Below are 15,115 nucleotides of genomic sequence, written 5' to 3' on the forward strand. Positions count from 1 at the left end.
TTGCTCACTTGGCTGGAATCGCTCTGAGCTGGCCTACCAAATCTGAAGGAACTGTCGCTGTTGGCTATGGAGGGGCAAAGGACGGGGCGAGTTCCTTCACATTTCTCGCTGCTGCTGATTACCCGAGTAATCGTCAGCTGCCGATTACTCGGGGCAGCCGCCGAACCACTCGAAGGCGCGGCGGTGACAGGCCAGCCACGTCTCGACGGTCTGGTCGAATACGAGTTCGACGTACTGATGACGCGACCAGCACAGCGTCATCACGAAGAACCACGTCTTGGTTGTGAGCCCAGACTCGTGGACCAGTGCCGGACCCGCGCCGAAGTCGACCTGTGCTGCATCAGCCGGCGCGAACTCCAGGACTGTCGTTGCAGGCACCACGCGCTCGGCGCTCAGATTCTGCAGGAAGCGGCGCACCGCCGAATAGCTGCCGGCATAGCCGTGGTTGCGCTTGAGCGCGCTGTGAATCGTCGTGCCCTGCACGTCGGCCTCGAACCAGCGGGTGATCTGCCCGCGAAACGGCTCGAGCGTCGACACACAGGTACTGGGCAGGTGCGGCGTATGGCCGAAGCGCCCGGCGATCACGGTGTCTTCGGGCAAGGGCTGCGCGGGATCGAGCCAGCCAAGCTCATCGGCGGCCCGTCTGACGGTGGTGAGCTTCTTGCGGCCCATGAGTCCGGCGCGGGCGATGTCCCGGTCGGAGTTGCCTTGCCGCATGCGGACAAGGACTTGGCGGTACTCAAACAATTCGAACCTCCGGTTGGCCATGGGCGCTCTGCTAAAAAAGAGCAAAGCGTACCCAGTTGGGAAAGTTCGAACCGCGTTCTGCTACACGGCACAGGTGGCGCCATTACGCCGATCATCCGGTGGCGCCTTTACGGCGATCATTGACTGGCTCCATGACGCCGATCCTGCGCTGGCGCCTATGCGCCGATCATCAATTGGCTCCTATACGGCGATCCGTGACATTTGCTACGTACCATTCGCAAAAAAATGCTTGCGGATGGTAGAGACCTGACCTGGTGCGCTGCACTTCGGGCTTCTACCAGGTCGGGTGTCCCGAGTATCCAACCGAACGATAAGCTGTCGATGCGTAAGCAGGGTCGCTATTGCGCAGTCAGCCTCCTAAGCGAAATCCATCGTCCACTGGACAGCAGCACGATATCGGCTTCCTGCCCGTGCATCGGCACCGTCGCGCATTCTAAAGCGACTCATTGAACTCCACAGGTTCAGGCGCGGTTGGGCCGAGCCGCCCTCCTACCTGCGCTGCCCAGCATTGTTTGCGGAGCACCCATTGCCTAGGCTTCTGTGCTTGTCGGGCGTCGTGCAATTAAGCGTAGTGCCCCGAGACCGAGTGCAAGGCTGATGGCCATGATACCGAAAGCAGCTTGCTCGCCCATCAGATTGGCGGCATTGCCCATAAGCAAATGCCCCAGTGGCATCGTGCCAAGGTAAGCCATGCCGTAGAGTCCCACAATGCCACCGCGCAGCTCGCTTGGGCAGTTTCGCTGCAGCGTCGAGTTGGTAGTGGTTGCAAAGAAGGTCAGTGACAAGCCCAAGGTACAGAAACCAACTCCCGCCAACCAAGGAGTGCTCGCAAGCGAAATTCCGCCGAGAGCAAGAACGGCGAGCCATTGTGCTGCACCATGGGCTTGCATTGCTCGGCGGGTATTCATCAGAGGTGAGGACAGCAATAGGGCAGCCAGCATCGCCCCGGCGCCTGCGCAGCCGAAAAAGACGCCCGTGAATCGCGGCGCGTCACCAAACCGATGAGATAGGACCGGAATGAGCGTCTGATACGAACCGGCAAGAAGCCCTAAGAGAGCGAGAGCAGGCAGACATTGCCGGGCGAGGCTGTCGGCGCGCGCGTAGGCGATAGCGTGGCGCAAGCCACCGGTCTTCACGGATGAGGTGGGCAGGTTCGCGTCAATTGGAAGCGACTGTATGCACAGTAGCATCGTCGTCAGTCCAACGACGTTCAAAGCAAAGCCACTGCTTGCTCCGATGTGCATAAAGAGGTATGCGGCGATGACGGGGCCAATCATTCGCCCCACATTGAACACCAGCGTGTTGAGTGCGATAACGCTGCCGAGGGAATTTTGGTTCCTGAGCGTCGTGGTGAGAAGCAGTTGCCGAGTCGGCATTTCCATTGCCGCCAACATTCCGCATACGAGCGCGGCGGCAATGACCAACGCTGGTCGTAGCAAATCAAAGAAGTTCGCTACGGACAATGTGGCGGCCACTACCAACGAACATAGCAGTATTCGGAAAGTCGTCGTGCGCGCGCCAGTCGAACTCAGTCGGGAGCCGAAGAGCGGGGAGACAAGTAGCGAAGGGCCCTGAAGTAGGAAATTGAGTAACCCAAGTTGCCACGCTGCGTGTGTCATCTCCCAAAGCAGGAGGTTTAGCGTGATGTTCTGCGTCCAACTGCCCACGACAGACGCCGTTTGTCCGTAGAGGTAGCGTCGAACAGGTGCCTCAGCCAAGGCTGGGAAGGCTGCTGGAGTGATGGTCTTGCGTGGGCTCATGAGGTGGCGAGCCGGACTCTTTGTCCAGCCAAGGGCTCGACCCTTGCTTACGATTTCATAATGATATTATGAAATCCTCGTGAGAGGAACCGTTCCTACCACTTCTACCTTTGTGATGACGTCCGGAGCCACGTCCGGCACTGTTGTAACATATTGGGTTTATGAATTTGCTGAGCGGGCCTGGCCGGCTTGCCGGCGTTGAGGAGGAGGCCAGATGGCCAGGCAGAAGACAACAGACGTGGACCGCTCGGTTAATGCAGTTGGTCGCACATTGTCGATTTTGGACGCCTTTTTGCGCCATGAGGGGCCCCTCACCCTGTCGGACCTGGAAGCAGAAACCGGTCTCTTCAAGAGCGTCATCTTGCGCTATATGCTATCGCTCGAGCCGATGAACTACGTCGTCAAGCGTCCGGATGGCCGCTACCAACTCGGCTCGCGAGTCTACGAACTTGGCTGTCGGTATGAACTCACGTTTAATCTTTCCGAGCAGGTGATGCCCGTGCTCGACCTGCTCACACGGCAGACGGGGGAGAGTTCATCGTTCTACATCAGAGAGGGCGAAAGCCGAATCTGCTTGCTACGCAAGGATTCGCCACAGCATCTGAAAGCCAGTATTGCTCCCGGAACGCGGTTGCCAATGGATGACACGGCTACCGCGGAAGTACTACGGGTCTTTTCAACGCAAACCGCCTTCGAGTGGACCCCTGCGAATTGCGTCTTCACCTCGGCCAGCAAAGTCAATCCAGTTACGGTGGGCCTGGAATTGACATCATCGATGTCGACGCCGGTATTGCGCCATGGCAATACACTCGCCGGCGCCTTGACGATTTCTGGCCCGGTTGGGCGATTCGACCCTTCTGACCAGCCCACGCAAACTATGCTGGTGGATGCGGCTAAAGGTTTGTCCAAGTCGTTGGGCGCGCACGCCGCCTGACAGTAGAAACGTACAGGGCCAGCGATATGCTGGCCCTAATGCACTCATTCACCCCAGTTTGGGCCAGCCCTTCAAGGGAGAAGTTCCTCTCGGGCGACAACAGAGCCATTCGTCTGGCTGAGGAAGTTGCCTCGGCAGACCTAACCGTACGTCAGTGCTATCGGCTGGGCGAAACCGCCTTGCCGCAAGCCGATAGCACCGCAATTGGCTCATTCGGGCTTTATTCCAATCGCTGTGATTGCTCTGCCCATCCGGTCGCGGTCGCCAACGACCAACGCCTTGAACTCTTGCGGCGTGCTGCTCTTAGGCTGGATTCCCATCTGCGCAAATCGCTGCTTAACGTCTGGCTGTCCCATCACCTGCTGTATGGCGTGAGAAAGCTTGTCGACGATAGGCTTTGGCGTTCCGGACCGGACACAAATGCCTGTCCATGAGGCTGCTTCGAACGGAATGCCGGCTTCGTCGAATGTTGGCACCTTCGGCATGCTCGGCGAGCGCTCCTTGCTCGCAATGGCGATTGCTTTGAGGCGGCCGCCAGCCAAGAACCCTGCCGCGGTTGATTCCTGGTCAAATGCGACATTGATGGTGCCAGCGACCAAGTCATTCATGGCCTGGCCGCTTCCCTTATAGGGAACATGGTTCATCCGAATGCCGGCTCTTGAGGAGAACATCTCGGCCGCCAGGTGGCCAGCAGAACCGACGCCGGCTGACCCATAGGCTATCTGACCGGGCTCCTTTTTGGCCAACGCAACAAACTCACTGGGTGTGTTGGCTTGAACGCTGGGGTGCGCCAACAGGACATACGGAACGCTCGCAATCTGTGAAACAGGAACGATGTCCCGGTCGGCGTCGAATTGCAGATTCTTAAACAGATACTTGTGCGTGGTCAGCACACCGTTGGTGCAGGCAAAGAGCGTGTATCCATCCGCAGGTGCGCGCAGCATTGCCTCTGTCGCGACGATTCCACTTGCGCCCGGCTTGTTGTCAACAACCACGGTTTGTCCTAGCGCGGACTTGAGCTTGGGCGCAAGGAATCGCGCAATGAGGTCCGTCGACCCACCCGGCGCGAACCCGACAATCAATGTAATGGGTTGCTGCTGAGGATATTCGGCGGCGGCTGCAATGTTGGGCGCGAGGACCTGACAAGCGGCCATGGCGAAGAGGGCGGACTTAAGCATGAGGCGATTCCTTTAGTGACTGAAACTTGGAAGGCGCAAAAATCATAATGCGATTACTCTACGCATAATTGATGCCAAGGTCAGTTATCTGCCGCAAGGCACGGCGTGCTGTGTGTTGGATGTCCAGAGAGGGAAGGTTCGTTTAGAAGTGGGGCAAACGCACCGCATTGGCGCTCCCACGTGCTTGGTCGAATCGACAGGGGCCAATATGGAGCGTCACGCCACAAGTTTCGACATGGAGACGATTTCGCCGCCATTCGATTCAACGAGGTCCCGAATGGCCTTGGCAAGCCCGACGGCGCCGGGAGTCTCGCTATGCACCATTACGACTTGGGCTTGCATGCGCAAAGTTTTCCCATCGATGGTCGTCACCGTTCCGGAGTCCAGGAGCTGCAGAACACGCCGTGCGGCTTCGGCGTGGTCCGTGATTGCGGCGCCCGGGATGCCTCGAGCGACAAGGAGCCCATTGTCGTCGTATGCACGGTCGGCAAAGAACTTACGAATTGTCCTCAGCCCGTGCTTCTCGGCGGCTGTCTCTGTAGCCGTGTTAGGCGTTACAGGGAAAATGATGTCGCGATTGAATGCTGCGACAGCGCCGACTAGGGTATCGGCCAGGTCGTGGTCCTTATACAGAATGTTCCCTAGCGCGCCATGAAAGCTGAGATGAGAAACCTTTCCACCGTGCACACGTGCGATGGCATCCAGTGCTCCGAGCTGATAAAGCGTTTCTGCTTTCAGCGACTTGGCGTCAGTCGGCAAGCGCCGGCGCCCGAAATGTCGCAAGTCATCGAATCCGGGGTGTGCACCGATATCCACGCCATTCTGCAGTGCCGTTGTCACCGTGTGTGTCATTACGTCCGGGTCGCCGGCATGGAATCCGCAGGCAATGTTTGCGGAGGAGACGAGTGTCAGCAAAGTGTCGTCCTCACCCATACGGTATGGGCCAAACGCCTCGCCCATGTCCGAGTTGATGTCAATCTTCATGGTGATGTCCTAGATAAGCACTTCTAGCAGAGGTTCGCCGTCTCCAACCAATGTTCCTGGCTCAACAAAGAAACGCTTCACTACGCCGTCGTACAGACATCTCACTGCGCTATATCGGGCTCCAACCTGCAGTAGCGCTACGACGTCTCCCGACTTGACGATTTGCCCCACCCGTACAAGCCGCGTGGACCGGAAGGGATGGTCGATTTGGAAAATGCCGGTCGCATCAGCTCGGCAAACATAGCTGGGTGACTCCGGAGCTGGTGGGGAATGCTCGGAATCGTGGCTCGGAGCGACCACTTCGCCAGGCCGGACTTGGGACATGAGCGAAAGGCACGTGGTCTTATGTTCCAGTCCGAGTCCCTTCGATTTCGCGTACTCGCACAGGCTTATGAGGTCGTAGACGGAATAATTGAGTTGCTCATACCCATTGATGTCAACTCCAAGGCATTGCGAGTTCAGTGGCACGTCGCACCTCGTCGAGATAGTCTTGGATGGCCGATGACGCAGCTAAGGCTTCACCTACGTCAACTTTGATGAAGCGCACACGCTGACCGATGCTGGCTTGAGCGAGCCTCCAGAGGTCGGCGCCAATGACTGTGGCAATCTTCGGATACCCTCCCGACACATTGGCATCCGCCAACTGAATCACTGGCTGGCCGCTCGGCGGTACCTGGACTACGCCGGGGAGGATGCCGTGTGAGCGCATCTCGAGCTTCTTTGTGAGCTGCAGGTTCTCCCCTTCAAGGCGGTAGCCGGTGCGATTGCTCTGAGGGGTAATTGTCCAAAGCGACCCCCAGAATCGGAGCTGAGCTTCTTCGGTAAATTGGTCATATTCGCCAGCGACAACCGCACGGACCGCGACTGTCCCGGAGGTGCCAACGCCGTTGTCAGACAGGCGCAACGCAGGTGGAATGATGCCGAAGGCGCCTTGCCGGACAGGTTGTTCGACGACACCGACGACATCACCCTTGCGCAATTGACGACCGTGATGTCCTCCCAGTGCGCCTCGGAGCTGCGTGCTGCGCGAGCCAAGGACTTCTGGAACGTCGATGCCGCCGGCCACGCAGAGGTAGGCCCGGGCTCCGCGCAGAGGACGCGTCAACGTGAGTTCCTGGCCTGCTTTGGCCGTCGTTGCCCACCAAGGCAGGATTTGCATGCCATCGAGGTTGGCGTCGAAGTCCGCACCCGTAATGGCAAAGCTGATGTCACGCAGAAATCGGACCTTGAATGGTGTGAGTGTGATTTCCAGTCCCGCGGCGTTCCGGTCATTGCCAAGCATTTCATTGCCAACAGCAAGGGCCACGCGGTCCATGGCGCCTGCTGTTCCGACCCCATAGCGTCGTTGGCCATGGCGACCAAGGTCCTGAACGGTTGTGAGCGCAGCAGACGCAAGAATCTCAATCATGGGTCCATCCCCTCAATCCGGAAACGTACTGTGTCGCCTGGCGCAATTAGGGCGGGCGGGGATGCGCTTGCATCGAATACGGTGCGTGTCGCGCGACCAATGATGTGCCAGCCGGTCGGGCCAGCTGCAGATGTCACGCCGGTCTGGTCGCCGCCAATCATCACGCTTCCGGCGGCAGCGCTAAGAATCGGGGTATCACGGCGAGGCATGAAGAGCGCTTTGGGCAAGCCGCCGAGATACGCGAAGCCGGGCGAGCTACCTAGGGCAAACGCTACGAAGCTGGTCTCTGAGTGCCGTCGCACAACTTCTTCTGGGCTCAGGCCGGCGTGGCACGCCACGGACACCAGGTCCGGTCCCATGTGGCCTCCGTAGACGACGGGGATGTCTATCACCCTTCCGGCACGAGAGCGTGGCTTTGTCTTAGACCACTCGTCAATGAGCCGTGCATGCAGCCTGGTGCTCTCGAGTCGAAAAGGGTCATACACGACAAGCAGGTTGGCCATCCCCGCAACGACTTCGAGTACTCCTTTCCATCTCTGCACTGCGTCTGACATTCCCCAGATGAGACGCTGCGTTTCCAGGCTCCGTTCGCCAAGGACTTCAACCAGCAACGCGCCTTCTCCGAGCCGACTCACCTTCACGGGTGCAGCAGCTACGGTCGTTGACGCCGGGGGAGGGTGTGCGCAAACGGAGGGAGGGTCTAACGAACTCATGTCGCGGGGCTCCAAGGCCAGGTCATGCGACCTGTATGGCAGGAATCATAATGAAATTATGAACACGAAAACAGCTTTTTTCGACGCGGCATCTGCCTCGCTTCGGTCTGGTGCAGCGAGCCCTTCAGCGGTGCAATCTCCGACGCACACTTGCCCCAAACAAGGCACTTAAAGTGCGCTTTAGACAACTTTCGCTGCGAGAAAACCCCTAGAGTCAGCGACGCAAGGCTATGGCACGATTGCTGCGTAAAAAAATCATAATGCCATTATGAAATTGTTCGTAAAGGAGTAGTCACATGGCCTTGCACCTTCTCTTGCGCCCCCGGCGTCTTCACATAGCACTTCTAGGTATAGGCGTTGCGATGGCCAGCTCGGCCTATGCTGACCGCCTGGCAGACATCAAGGCGAGGGGCACCCTAATTTGTGGGACCCTGTCGACAAGTCAGCCTCTTGGCTACCAAGACCCGAAAACGCGACAAATTGTGGGTTTCGATGTCGACACGTGCGCGGCGATTGCCAAGCATTTGGGTGTCAAGCTTGAGCACCGTCCTCTGAGCGTAGAGGCGCGCATTCCTGAGTTAGCACTCGGTCGGGTGGATGTCGTGGCTGCTGCGCTCGGCTACACGAAGGAACGCGCGCGACAGATTGCCTTCTCAGACATCCACTACCAGATTCCTATCAAGCTGGTAGTGCCGTCCGACTCGCCCATCAAGGATGTCAGTCAGGCTAAGAACATCAAAATCAGCACGGTCAAGGGTTCCACGCCTGAGCTGTACGCCCGGCGCATGCTGAGCTCCGCCGAGATTGTCACGTTCCAGGACTCGCCGACTGCATTTCTGGCCATGCAGCAAGGGAAGGCGCAAGCATTAGCCATCGCGCAGATGTCCGGTTCGCGGTTCGTTAGTGAGTCTGAGGGCAAGGTCCGATTCGCTGATGGACAACTGCATTGGGAGCCCACTGCCCTGGGCGTGAAGAAGGGCGAGCCGGCCCTGCTGGCTGCAGTCAATACCGCTCTCGCACAGATGGAGAAAAGCGGCGAGCTCGATGCGATGTGGAATAAGTGGGTCGGTCCTCAGACTCCGTACAACATCCCGCGCGAGAAGAAGCTCACGCCCCTAGCAGCCGTCGAGTAACCCTATGGAAGGAGCCGCTGAAGGCTGCGTCGCTAGGCTCCGTCCAGTTTTCCGAGTTCTGTCATGGAATCCCTAGATTTCTCATTTCTTCGTGAGGGGCCATATGTCCAATGGTTCGTCATGGGGGGCGTACGAACCATTTTGCTGTTCCTGTCTTCGTGGCTGTGTGGTTTTGCGTTGGCATTGGTCATTGTTGCATTGCGCTCTTCCCCTATTCGACCTCTTGAGAAGGTATGCGAGGCCTTTGTCGGTTACCACCGGAATGTTCCAGGTCTAGTCCAGATTTTCTTTTGGTACTTCGGGATTTCTCAAATACTTCCTGCCCCGTGGCAAGCGGCTATCAACGCCAACAATGGTGAACTTGTCTTCGCACTGATTGCGCTGTCGCTCAACACGGCAGCGTACATGTCCGAAGACCTTCGCAGCGGCATTCGCGCCCTGCCGCCCACGCAAATGGAAGCCGCACGTGCACTAGGTCTCACGTATGTGCAGGCTGCTAGAAGAATCATCCTGCCTCAGGCGATACGGGTCTCCGTGCCACCACTCATCAACCAATCCCTGAGCTTGTTTAAATCAACAAGCCTGGCCATGGTAATTGGTGTGTCTGAGACTACCTATGTGACGAAGCAGATAGAAAACGAGACTTTTCACACCTTCGAGGCGTTCGCGATTGCTTCGGCCTTCTACTTGTGTGTCTCCTTTCTAATCATGGGGTTGGGTTCCTATGCGCATGGCCGCCTGGGTGCAGCAGCAAGGGGGACGCGATGAACGACATCATCCACATTCTTCAGGATTATGGACTTATCTTCCTATTGGGTCAGTTTCCCGATGGGCCGCTAGGCGGTCTAGCGCTTACGCTGTGCATGGCAAGCGCGGGCCTCTTCCTCGCTTTTCCGGCATCCGTGCTCATCGCGATTGCCCGCACTAGTCCCATTAGATGGCTGGCGCTTCCGGCCACGGCGTTCACCACAGTAGTACGTGGTCTGCCAGTGTTAATGCTGATTTTCTGGGCCTACTTCATCGTGCCCGTGGTCGTCGGACGTGCTGTGTCGGGCCTGACGACTGTCATCTGCGCGCTTGTCGTCTACGAGGCAGCATTCCTTGGCGAGGTTATTCGCGCCGGAATTCTGGCGGTACCACGCGGGCATGTTGAGGCTGCGCGCTCGCTCGGCATGTCATATGGCCGAACGTTGTGGCGCGTCATCCTGCCTCAGGCGTTGCGAAACATGACGCCCAGCATTCTCAATCAGTTCATCAATCTGATTAAGAACACGTCTCTCGGCTACATCATTAGTGTCAACGAACTGACGTACGCCGCCTATCAGGTTAGCGGTCAGCTTCTCAACAAGCCATTCCAAGTCTACTTGATTCTGGCGGCTTTCTATTTCGTCGTCTGTTATTCCCTCAACCTGGGCGTGAAGCGGTTAGAGAACCGCAAGACCGTTCGTAAGTGTAGCGCCGTTCCGGCAGGAGGAGTTATCAATGATTCGATTCAACAATGTCAATAAGTGGTACGGTGATTACCACGCGCTGAACAACGTCAATGAAACCATCCGTAAGGGTGAGGTTGTCGTGGTGTGTGGGCCGTCCGGCTCCGGGAAGTCAACCCTCATTCGCACCATCAATCGGTTGGAACCTATCCAGCAGGGTGAAATCTTCGTGAATGGCGCCGACGTCCACCAGAAGCATGTCAATCTCAATCGCTTGCGCAGTGAGATTGGCTTTGTATTTCAGCAATTTAATTTGTTTCCGCACATGACCGTGCTGCGGAACATCATGCTCGCACCCATGGACGTGCTGAAGGTCTCACAGGCTGAGGCTCGTGACCGCGCGGTGGCACTGCTGGAGAAGGTCGGACTCGCTCATAAGGCGGATGCCTATCCCACCGAGCTATCAGGAGGCCAGCAGCAACGCGTAGCCATCGCCCGTGCGCTTGCCATGCGACCACCCGTCATGCTGTTTGACGAGCCGACAAGTGCGCTGGACCCGGAAATGGTCGGCGAGGTGCTGCAGGTAATGAAGCAACTGGCAGTTGATGGAATGACCATGGTCTGCGTCACCCACGAGATGGGCTTTGCTCGGGAAGTGGCTGACCGGGTCATCTTTATGGACAAGGGCGAAATCCTCGAGTGCAACAAGCCAGACCGGTTCTTCGCGTCACCGGAGCATCCACGTGCCAAGAAATTTGTCGCGGACATCCGCCACGCTTGAACTACCCCCTTTGCAACTGAGTCGGGGTTACCGTAGCGCCTACGTTGCCGCGGCAAGCATCTATCCGATGAGAATCTCTTAAAGAAGTCAAGAACCATGCTCCAATTTGCCGAACGATTGAATAGAATCAAACCTTCGCCCAGTTCTATGGCCGGTCAACGGGTGCGAGAGCTGCGCGCATCTGGGCGTGACGTCATCGGCCTGACAGCAGGTGAGCCGGATTTCGACACGCCCGAACATATTCGTGAAGCCGCCATCAGAGCAATGGCCGAGGGCAAGACCCGGTACACGGATGTCGGCGGTACGGTCGCGCTTCGCGAAGCGGTATCGCGTAAGTTCTTGCGTGAAAACCAGCTTGAGTACTCCCTCCAGGAGACAATCGTCAGCAATGGCGCCAAGCAGGTCATCTTCAACGCGATTCTTTGCACGGTGCAAAAAGGTGATGAAGTTATCGTGCCGGCACCGTACTGGGTATCGTATCCAGATATCGTATTGCTCGCGGGTGGATTGCCCGTATTCGTGGATTGCAAGCCGGAGAATGGCTTCAGGCTGACGCCGGAGGACTTGGAGCGGGCTATTAGCCCCCGTACCCGCTGGTTGATTCTCAACTCGCCAAATAATCCCAGCGGGGCCTCCTACAGCAGGGCGGAGCTTGCGGCACTGGGGGAAGTGTTGGAGCGGCATCCGCACGTGTGGGTGATGACGGACGATATTTACGAACACCTTACCTATGGCAGTGAGTCGTTCGTCACCTTCGCCCAAGCGGTTCCGTCCATGAAGGACCGGACCCTGACCATCAACGGTGTGTCGAAGGCATACGCCATGACTGGCTGGCGTATCGGCTTTGCGGGCGGCCCGGCCTCCCTTATCAAGGCCATGGTCAAATTGCAGTCCCAAAGCACCTCCGGTGCGAATTCCATTGCACAAGCCGCAGCGATTGCCGCACTGGATGGGCCGCAAGACTTCGTGTACGCCAACCGGGAGGTCTTTGAGCAGCGACGCAACGCAGTGATTTCGTCGCTCAGCGATGTGGAGGGTATCGACTGCGTGGCTCCGGATGGCGCGTTCTACGTCTTTGCCTCATGCGCCGGCTTGTTTGGCGCTCGGCGTCCGGATGGAGGCATCATCCAGAGCAGCGACGACTGGGTGGACTGGCTTCTCACGTCGGAAAATCTCGCTGTTCTTCAGGGCTCTGCCTATGGCGTCGACACGCACTTCCGTCTGTCGTTTGCCACTGACATGGAAACGCTGATGGATGGTTGCCGACGAATCACGGCGGCGGCAAGCTCGCTATCCCGCTAGGACTGGGACGGGACTGGGGGACGGGGAATTTCGCCGTCTTCAATGTTCTATTGCTGGGTTCGCCAACAAGACGCGACTGTCACTCTGGTGTTCGGTCCCTTTAGGCCTGCTTACAGAGAAGATACCTTCGAATCCTATGAATCATCCCGACGTTATTCGCTTCATCGAGCGTGTCTCACCCGAAATCGTTGACAAGGCAAAAGCCTACCAGGCAGCCATTCTTTCTGATGTCGGCGGGCGACGCGGTACCATGCATGCGCGAGTCGCCCCTGTCCACCATCGCATGGCGCTTGCGGGCCCGGCCTTCACCGTAGAAGTGCGGCCTGGGGACAACCTCATGATTCATGCAGCCATTGCGATGGCAAGTCCCGGCGACATCCTTGTCATCGATGGCAAGGGCGACCAGACTGCCGCGCTCATGGGAACACTGATGCTGAGTGCCTGCAAGCGGTTGCAACTCGGGGGCGTTGTCGTCGACGGGGCTGTCCGTGACCGCGCTGAGCTACTCGACCTCGATTTTCCAGTGTTCAGTGCGGGCTTCAATCCCGCTGGGCCGACCAAGTACATACCCGGGCGGATTAACCACTCAATTTCAGCTGGGGGAGTATCCGTGCGACCCGGCGACCTTGTGGTTGGGGATGCCGATGGCGTAGTTGTCATCGAGCGCGAGAAGGCCCCGGAAATCCTGCAGCTGGCAGCAAGAAAGGTTGCTGACGAGGCGGCGCGCCTGGATGCCATCGCCCGAGGTGATACTGCGGCCAAGTGGCTGCCAGCGGCTCTACGCGCTGCCGGGCTGCTGAAAGACGGCGAGGCCAGCGACCTCTTCCACCACGCGTCATAGCTGGGCATCTCTTCGCGCTGCCGCAATCAGGCACGTGATATTTCAACCCCAAGGCGGCGCGAGCAAGCCAGTTGGCTTGCTCCTCACGTCACGTATCGAGGGCCCCACCGACATCGGTTATTGCGGTCCTTCAGTTCTTTCTTCCGTGGCAACCTGGCATACCACCCGGTCCGAGCGGGACCATATCCCGCGCACGCAGCCAAGCATCCGCTCAGCCTCTGACGTAAGACTCCTGAAGAACCATCGTCTGTCGCGCGTAGGCATGATTGTTTGTCATGCCTCGCGCCTTAATTGGAAGTTTCGCATTGAATCGGTGTACGCGAAGATGCAACTGAATCCAGCTGCCCTCCCGTGACCTCCTCGCATCGCCTCCAAACCTTCCTGCAAGGCTCAGCGTGGCTCACTGGTCCTGCAAGCGGCCATTGCTGGGATACGAATCTATTCGGAGTGTTGTTATGAAAGTTCTGGTCGCAGTTAAGCGGGTGGTGGATTACAACGTGAAGGTGCGGGTGAAGGCCGACGGCACCGGCGTTGACCTTGCTAACGTCAAGATGAGCATGAACCCCTTCGACGAAATCGCCGTCGAAGAGGCCGTCCGCCTGAAGGAGGCGGGGGTGGTCACCGAAGTCATCGCCGTGTCGTGCGGTGTGGCGCAGTGCCAGGAAACCCTGCGCACCGCCATGGCGATCGGTGCCGACCGCGGCATCCTGGTGGAATCGAACGAAGACCTGCAGCCGCTGGCCGTGGCCAAGCTGCTCAAGGCCCTGATCGACAAGGAGCAGCCGCAACTGGTGATCCTGGGCAAGCAGGCCATCGACGACGACTCGAACCAGACCGGTCAGATGGTGGCCGCGCTGGCAGGCCTGCCGCAGGCGACCTTCGCCTCGAAGGTGGTCGTGGCTGACGGCAAGGCATCGGTGACCCGTGAAGTCGACGGCGGTCTCGAAACCCTGTCGCTAAAGCTGCCGGCCGTGGTGACGACCGACCTGCGCCTGAACGAGCCGCGCTACGTCACGCTGCCGAACATCATGAAGGCCAAGAAGAAGCCGCTCGATACCGTCAAGCCGGAAGACCTCGGCGTGGACGTCAAGCCGCGCCTGTCGACCCTGAAGGTGGTCGAGCCTGCCAAGCGCAGCGCGGGTGTGATGGTGCCGGACGTTGCGACGCTGGTGCAGAAGCTGAAGAACGAAGCCAAAGTTATCTGAGCGCGGGGAGATAGAACATGACTGCACTCGTCATTGCTGAACACGACAATCAATCGATCAAGGCCGCCACGCTAAACACCGTGACGGCAGCTGCCCAGTGCGGTAGCGATGTCCACGTGCTGGTGGCTGGCTCGAACGCCGCCGCGGCCGCTGCTGCTGCGGCCGAAATCGCTGGCGTGAGCAAGGTGCTGTTGGCTGATGCGCCGTACTTCGGTGACGGCTTGGCCGAGAATGTAGCCGAACAGGTGCTGGCCGTTGCCAACGACTACTCGCACATCCTGGCCCCGGCTACCCCGTACGGCAAGAACATTCTGCCGCGCGTAGCCGCCAAGCTGGATGTCGCGCAAATCTCGGAAGTCTCCAAGGTCGATGCCCCAGACACCTTTGAGCGTCCTATCTACGCTGGCAACGCCATTGCCACCGTGAAGTCCTCGGACAAGGTAAAGGTCATCTCAGTGCGCGGCACTGCCTTTGACGCCGCCGGTGCCGCCGGCGGCTCGGCTGCGGTAGAAGACCTCCTGGCCGTGGCCGACGCAGGCGTGTCGCAGTTCGTTTCGCGCGAAGTGGCCAAGAACGACCGTCCGGAACTGACCGCCGCCAAGGTCATCGTCTCGGGTGGCCGTGGCGTAGGTTCGGGCGAAAACTACACCAAGGTGCTGACGCCGCTGGCCGAAAAGC

At 58.5% G+C, this 15,115-nt stretch carries 14 protein-coding genes and 1 pseudogene; 9 read left to right on the plus strand and 6 right to left on the minus strand.

Features of this window, described 5'->3' with window-relative positions; genetic code table 11:
* Positions 1 to 156: 156 nt before the first annotated feature.
* A pseudogene (locus AC3FKH_RS34070) lies at positions 157 to 747 on the minus strand (transposase); the annotation flags it as partial.
* A 551-nt stretch (positions 748 to 1,298) separates the two neighbouring features.
* Positions 1,299 to 2,528: an MFS transporter gene (locus AC3FKH_RS34075; RefSeq protein WP_488680057.1), complete on the minus strand. Its 1,230-nt coding sequence runs from the start codon at positions 2,526 to 2,528 to the stop codon at positions 1,299 to 1,301.
* Between the two features lie 214 nt (positions 2,529 to 2,742).
* Between AC3FKH_RS34075 and AC3FKH_RS34080 the strand changes: the two genes are divergently transcribed.
* Complete coding sequence (locus tag AC3FKH_RS34080; RefSeq protein WP_488680059.1) at positions 2,743 to 3,462, plus strand: IclR family transcriptional regulator; 720 nt, start codon at positions 2,743 to 2,745, stop codon at positions 3,460 to 3,462.
* 209 nt (positions 3,463 to 3,671) lie between these two features.
* Here AC3FKH_RS34080 and AC3FKH_RS34085 read toward each other — a convergent pair whose 3' ends face one another.
* From AC3FKH_RS34085 to pxpB, 4 genes are all read right to left on the minus strand, one after another.
* The gene (locus AC3FKH_RS34085; RefSeq protein ID WP_488680061.1) at positions 3,672 to 4,640 is read right to left on the minus strand and encodes a Bug family tripartite tricarboxylate transporter substrate binding protein; all 969 of its coding nucleotides are present in this window, start codon (positions 4,638 to 4,640) and stop codon (positions 3,672 to 3,674) included.
* A 216-nt stretch (positions 4,641 to 4,856) separates the two neighbouring features.
* Positions 4,857 to 5,624, minus strand: a complete 768-nt coding sequence (locus AC3FKH_RS34090; RefSeq protein WP_488680063.1) for a LamB/YcsF family protein — start codon at positions 5,622 to 5,624, stop codon at positions 4,857 to 4,859.
* A 436-nt stretch (positions 5,625 to 6,060) separates the two neighbouring features.
* On the minus strand, positions 6,061 to 7,032 hold the full coding sequence (locus tag AC3FKH_RS34095; RefSeq protein WP_488680064.1) for a 5-oxoprolinase subunit C family protein: 972 nt from the start codon (positions 7,030 to 7,032) through the stop codon (positions 6,061 to 6,063).
* Positions 7,029 to 7,745, minus strand: coding sequence for a 5-oxoprolinase subunit PxpB (pxpB, locus tag AC3FKH_RS34100; protein ID WP_488680065.1), 717 nt, complete (start codon positions 7,743 to 7,745; stop codon positions 7,029 to 7,031). Before pxpB ends, AC3FKH_RS34095 begins: the two co-directional genes overlap by 4 nt.
* 362 nt (positions 7,746 to 8,107) lie before the next feature.
* Here pxpB and AC3FKH_RS34105 point away from each other — a divergent pair, with 362 nt between their 5' ends.
* The 8 genes from AC3FKH_RS34105 to AC3FKH_RS34140 form a co-directional block, all read left to right on the plus strand.
* Entirely contained in the window at positions 8,108 to 8,878 is a 771-nt protein-coding gene (locus AC3FKH_RS34105) for an ABC transporter substrate-binding protein (protein WP_488680066.1), read from the plus strand.
* 63 nt (positions 8,879 to 8,941) lie between these two features.
* Positions 8,942 to 9,646 (plus strand): amino acid ABC transporter permease, encoded by a 705-nt coding sequence (locus AC3FKH_RS34110; RefSeq protein ID WP_488680067.1) that lies wholly within the window; start codon positions 8,942 to 8,944, stop codon positions 9,644 to 9,646.
* Positions 9,643 to 10,386, plus strand: a complete 744-nt coding sequence (locus tag AC3FKH_RS34115; RefSeq protein WP_488680068.1) for an amino acid ABC transporter permease — start codon at positions 9,643 to 9,645, stop codon at positions 10,384 to 10,386. Before AC3FKH_RS34110 ends, AC3FKH_RS34115 begins: the two co-directional genes overlap by 4 nt.
* The gene (locus AC3FKH_RS34120; RefSeq protein ID WP_488680069.1) at positions 10,361 to 11,089 is read left to right on the plus strand and encodes an amino acid ABC transporter ATP-binding protein; all 729 of its coding nucleotides are present in this window, start codon (positions 10,361 to 10,363) and stop codon (positions 11,087 to 11,089) included. The genes AC3FKH_RS34115 and AC3FKH_RS34120 overlap by 26 nt, the downstream gene beginning before the upstream one ends.
* 96 nt (positions 11,090 to 11,185) lie before the next feature.
* Positions 11,186 to 12,391 carry a pyridoxal phosphate-dependent aminotransferase gene (locus AC3FKH_RS34125; RefSeq protein WP_488680071.1) on the plus strand — a complete coding sequence of 402 codons (1,206 nt, stop codon included), beginning with the start codon at positions 11,186 to 11,188 and terminating at the stop codon, positions 12,389 to 12,391.
* A gap of 136 nt (positions 12,392 to 12,527) precedes the next feature.
* Positions 12,528 to 13,232, plus strand: coding sequence for an RraA family protein (locus AC3FKH_RS34130; RefSeq protein WP_488680072.1), 705 nt, complete (start codon positions 12,528 to 12,530; stop codon positions 13,230 to 13,232).
* Between the two features lie 455 nt (positions 13,233 to 13,687).
* Entirely contained in the window at positions 13,688 to 14,437 is a 750-nt protein-coding gene (locus AC3FKH_RS34135) for an electron transfer flavoprotein subunit beta/FixA family protein (RefSeq protein WP_488680073.1), read from the plus strand.
* Between the two features lie 17 nt (positions 14,438 to 14,454).
* Positions 14,455 to 15,115 (plus strand): electron transfer flavoprotein subunit alpha/FixB family protein (locus AC3FKH_RS34140; protein WP_488680074.1); only part of this gene is annotated, 661 nt, incomplete at its 3' end.

Source organism: Cupriavidus sp. 21MJTG02-4, assembly GCF_057798975.1.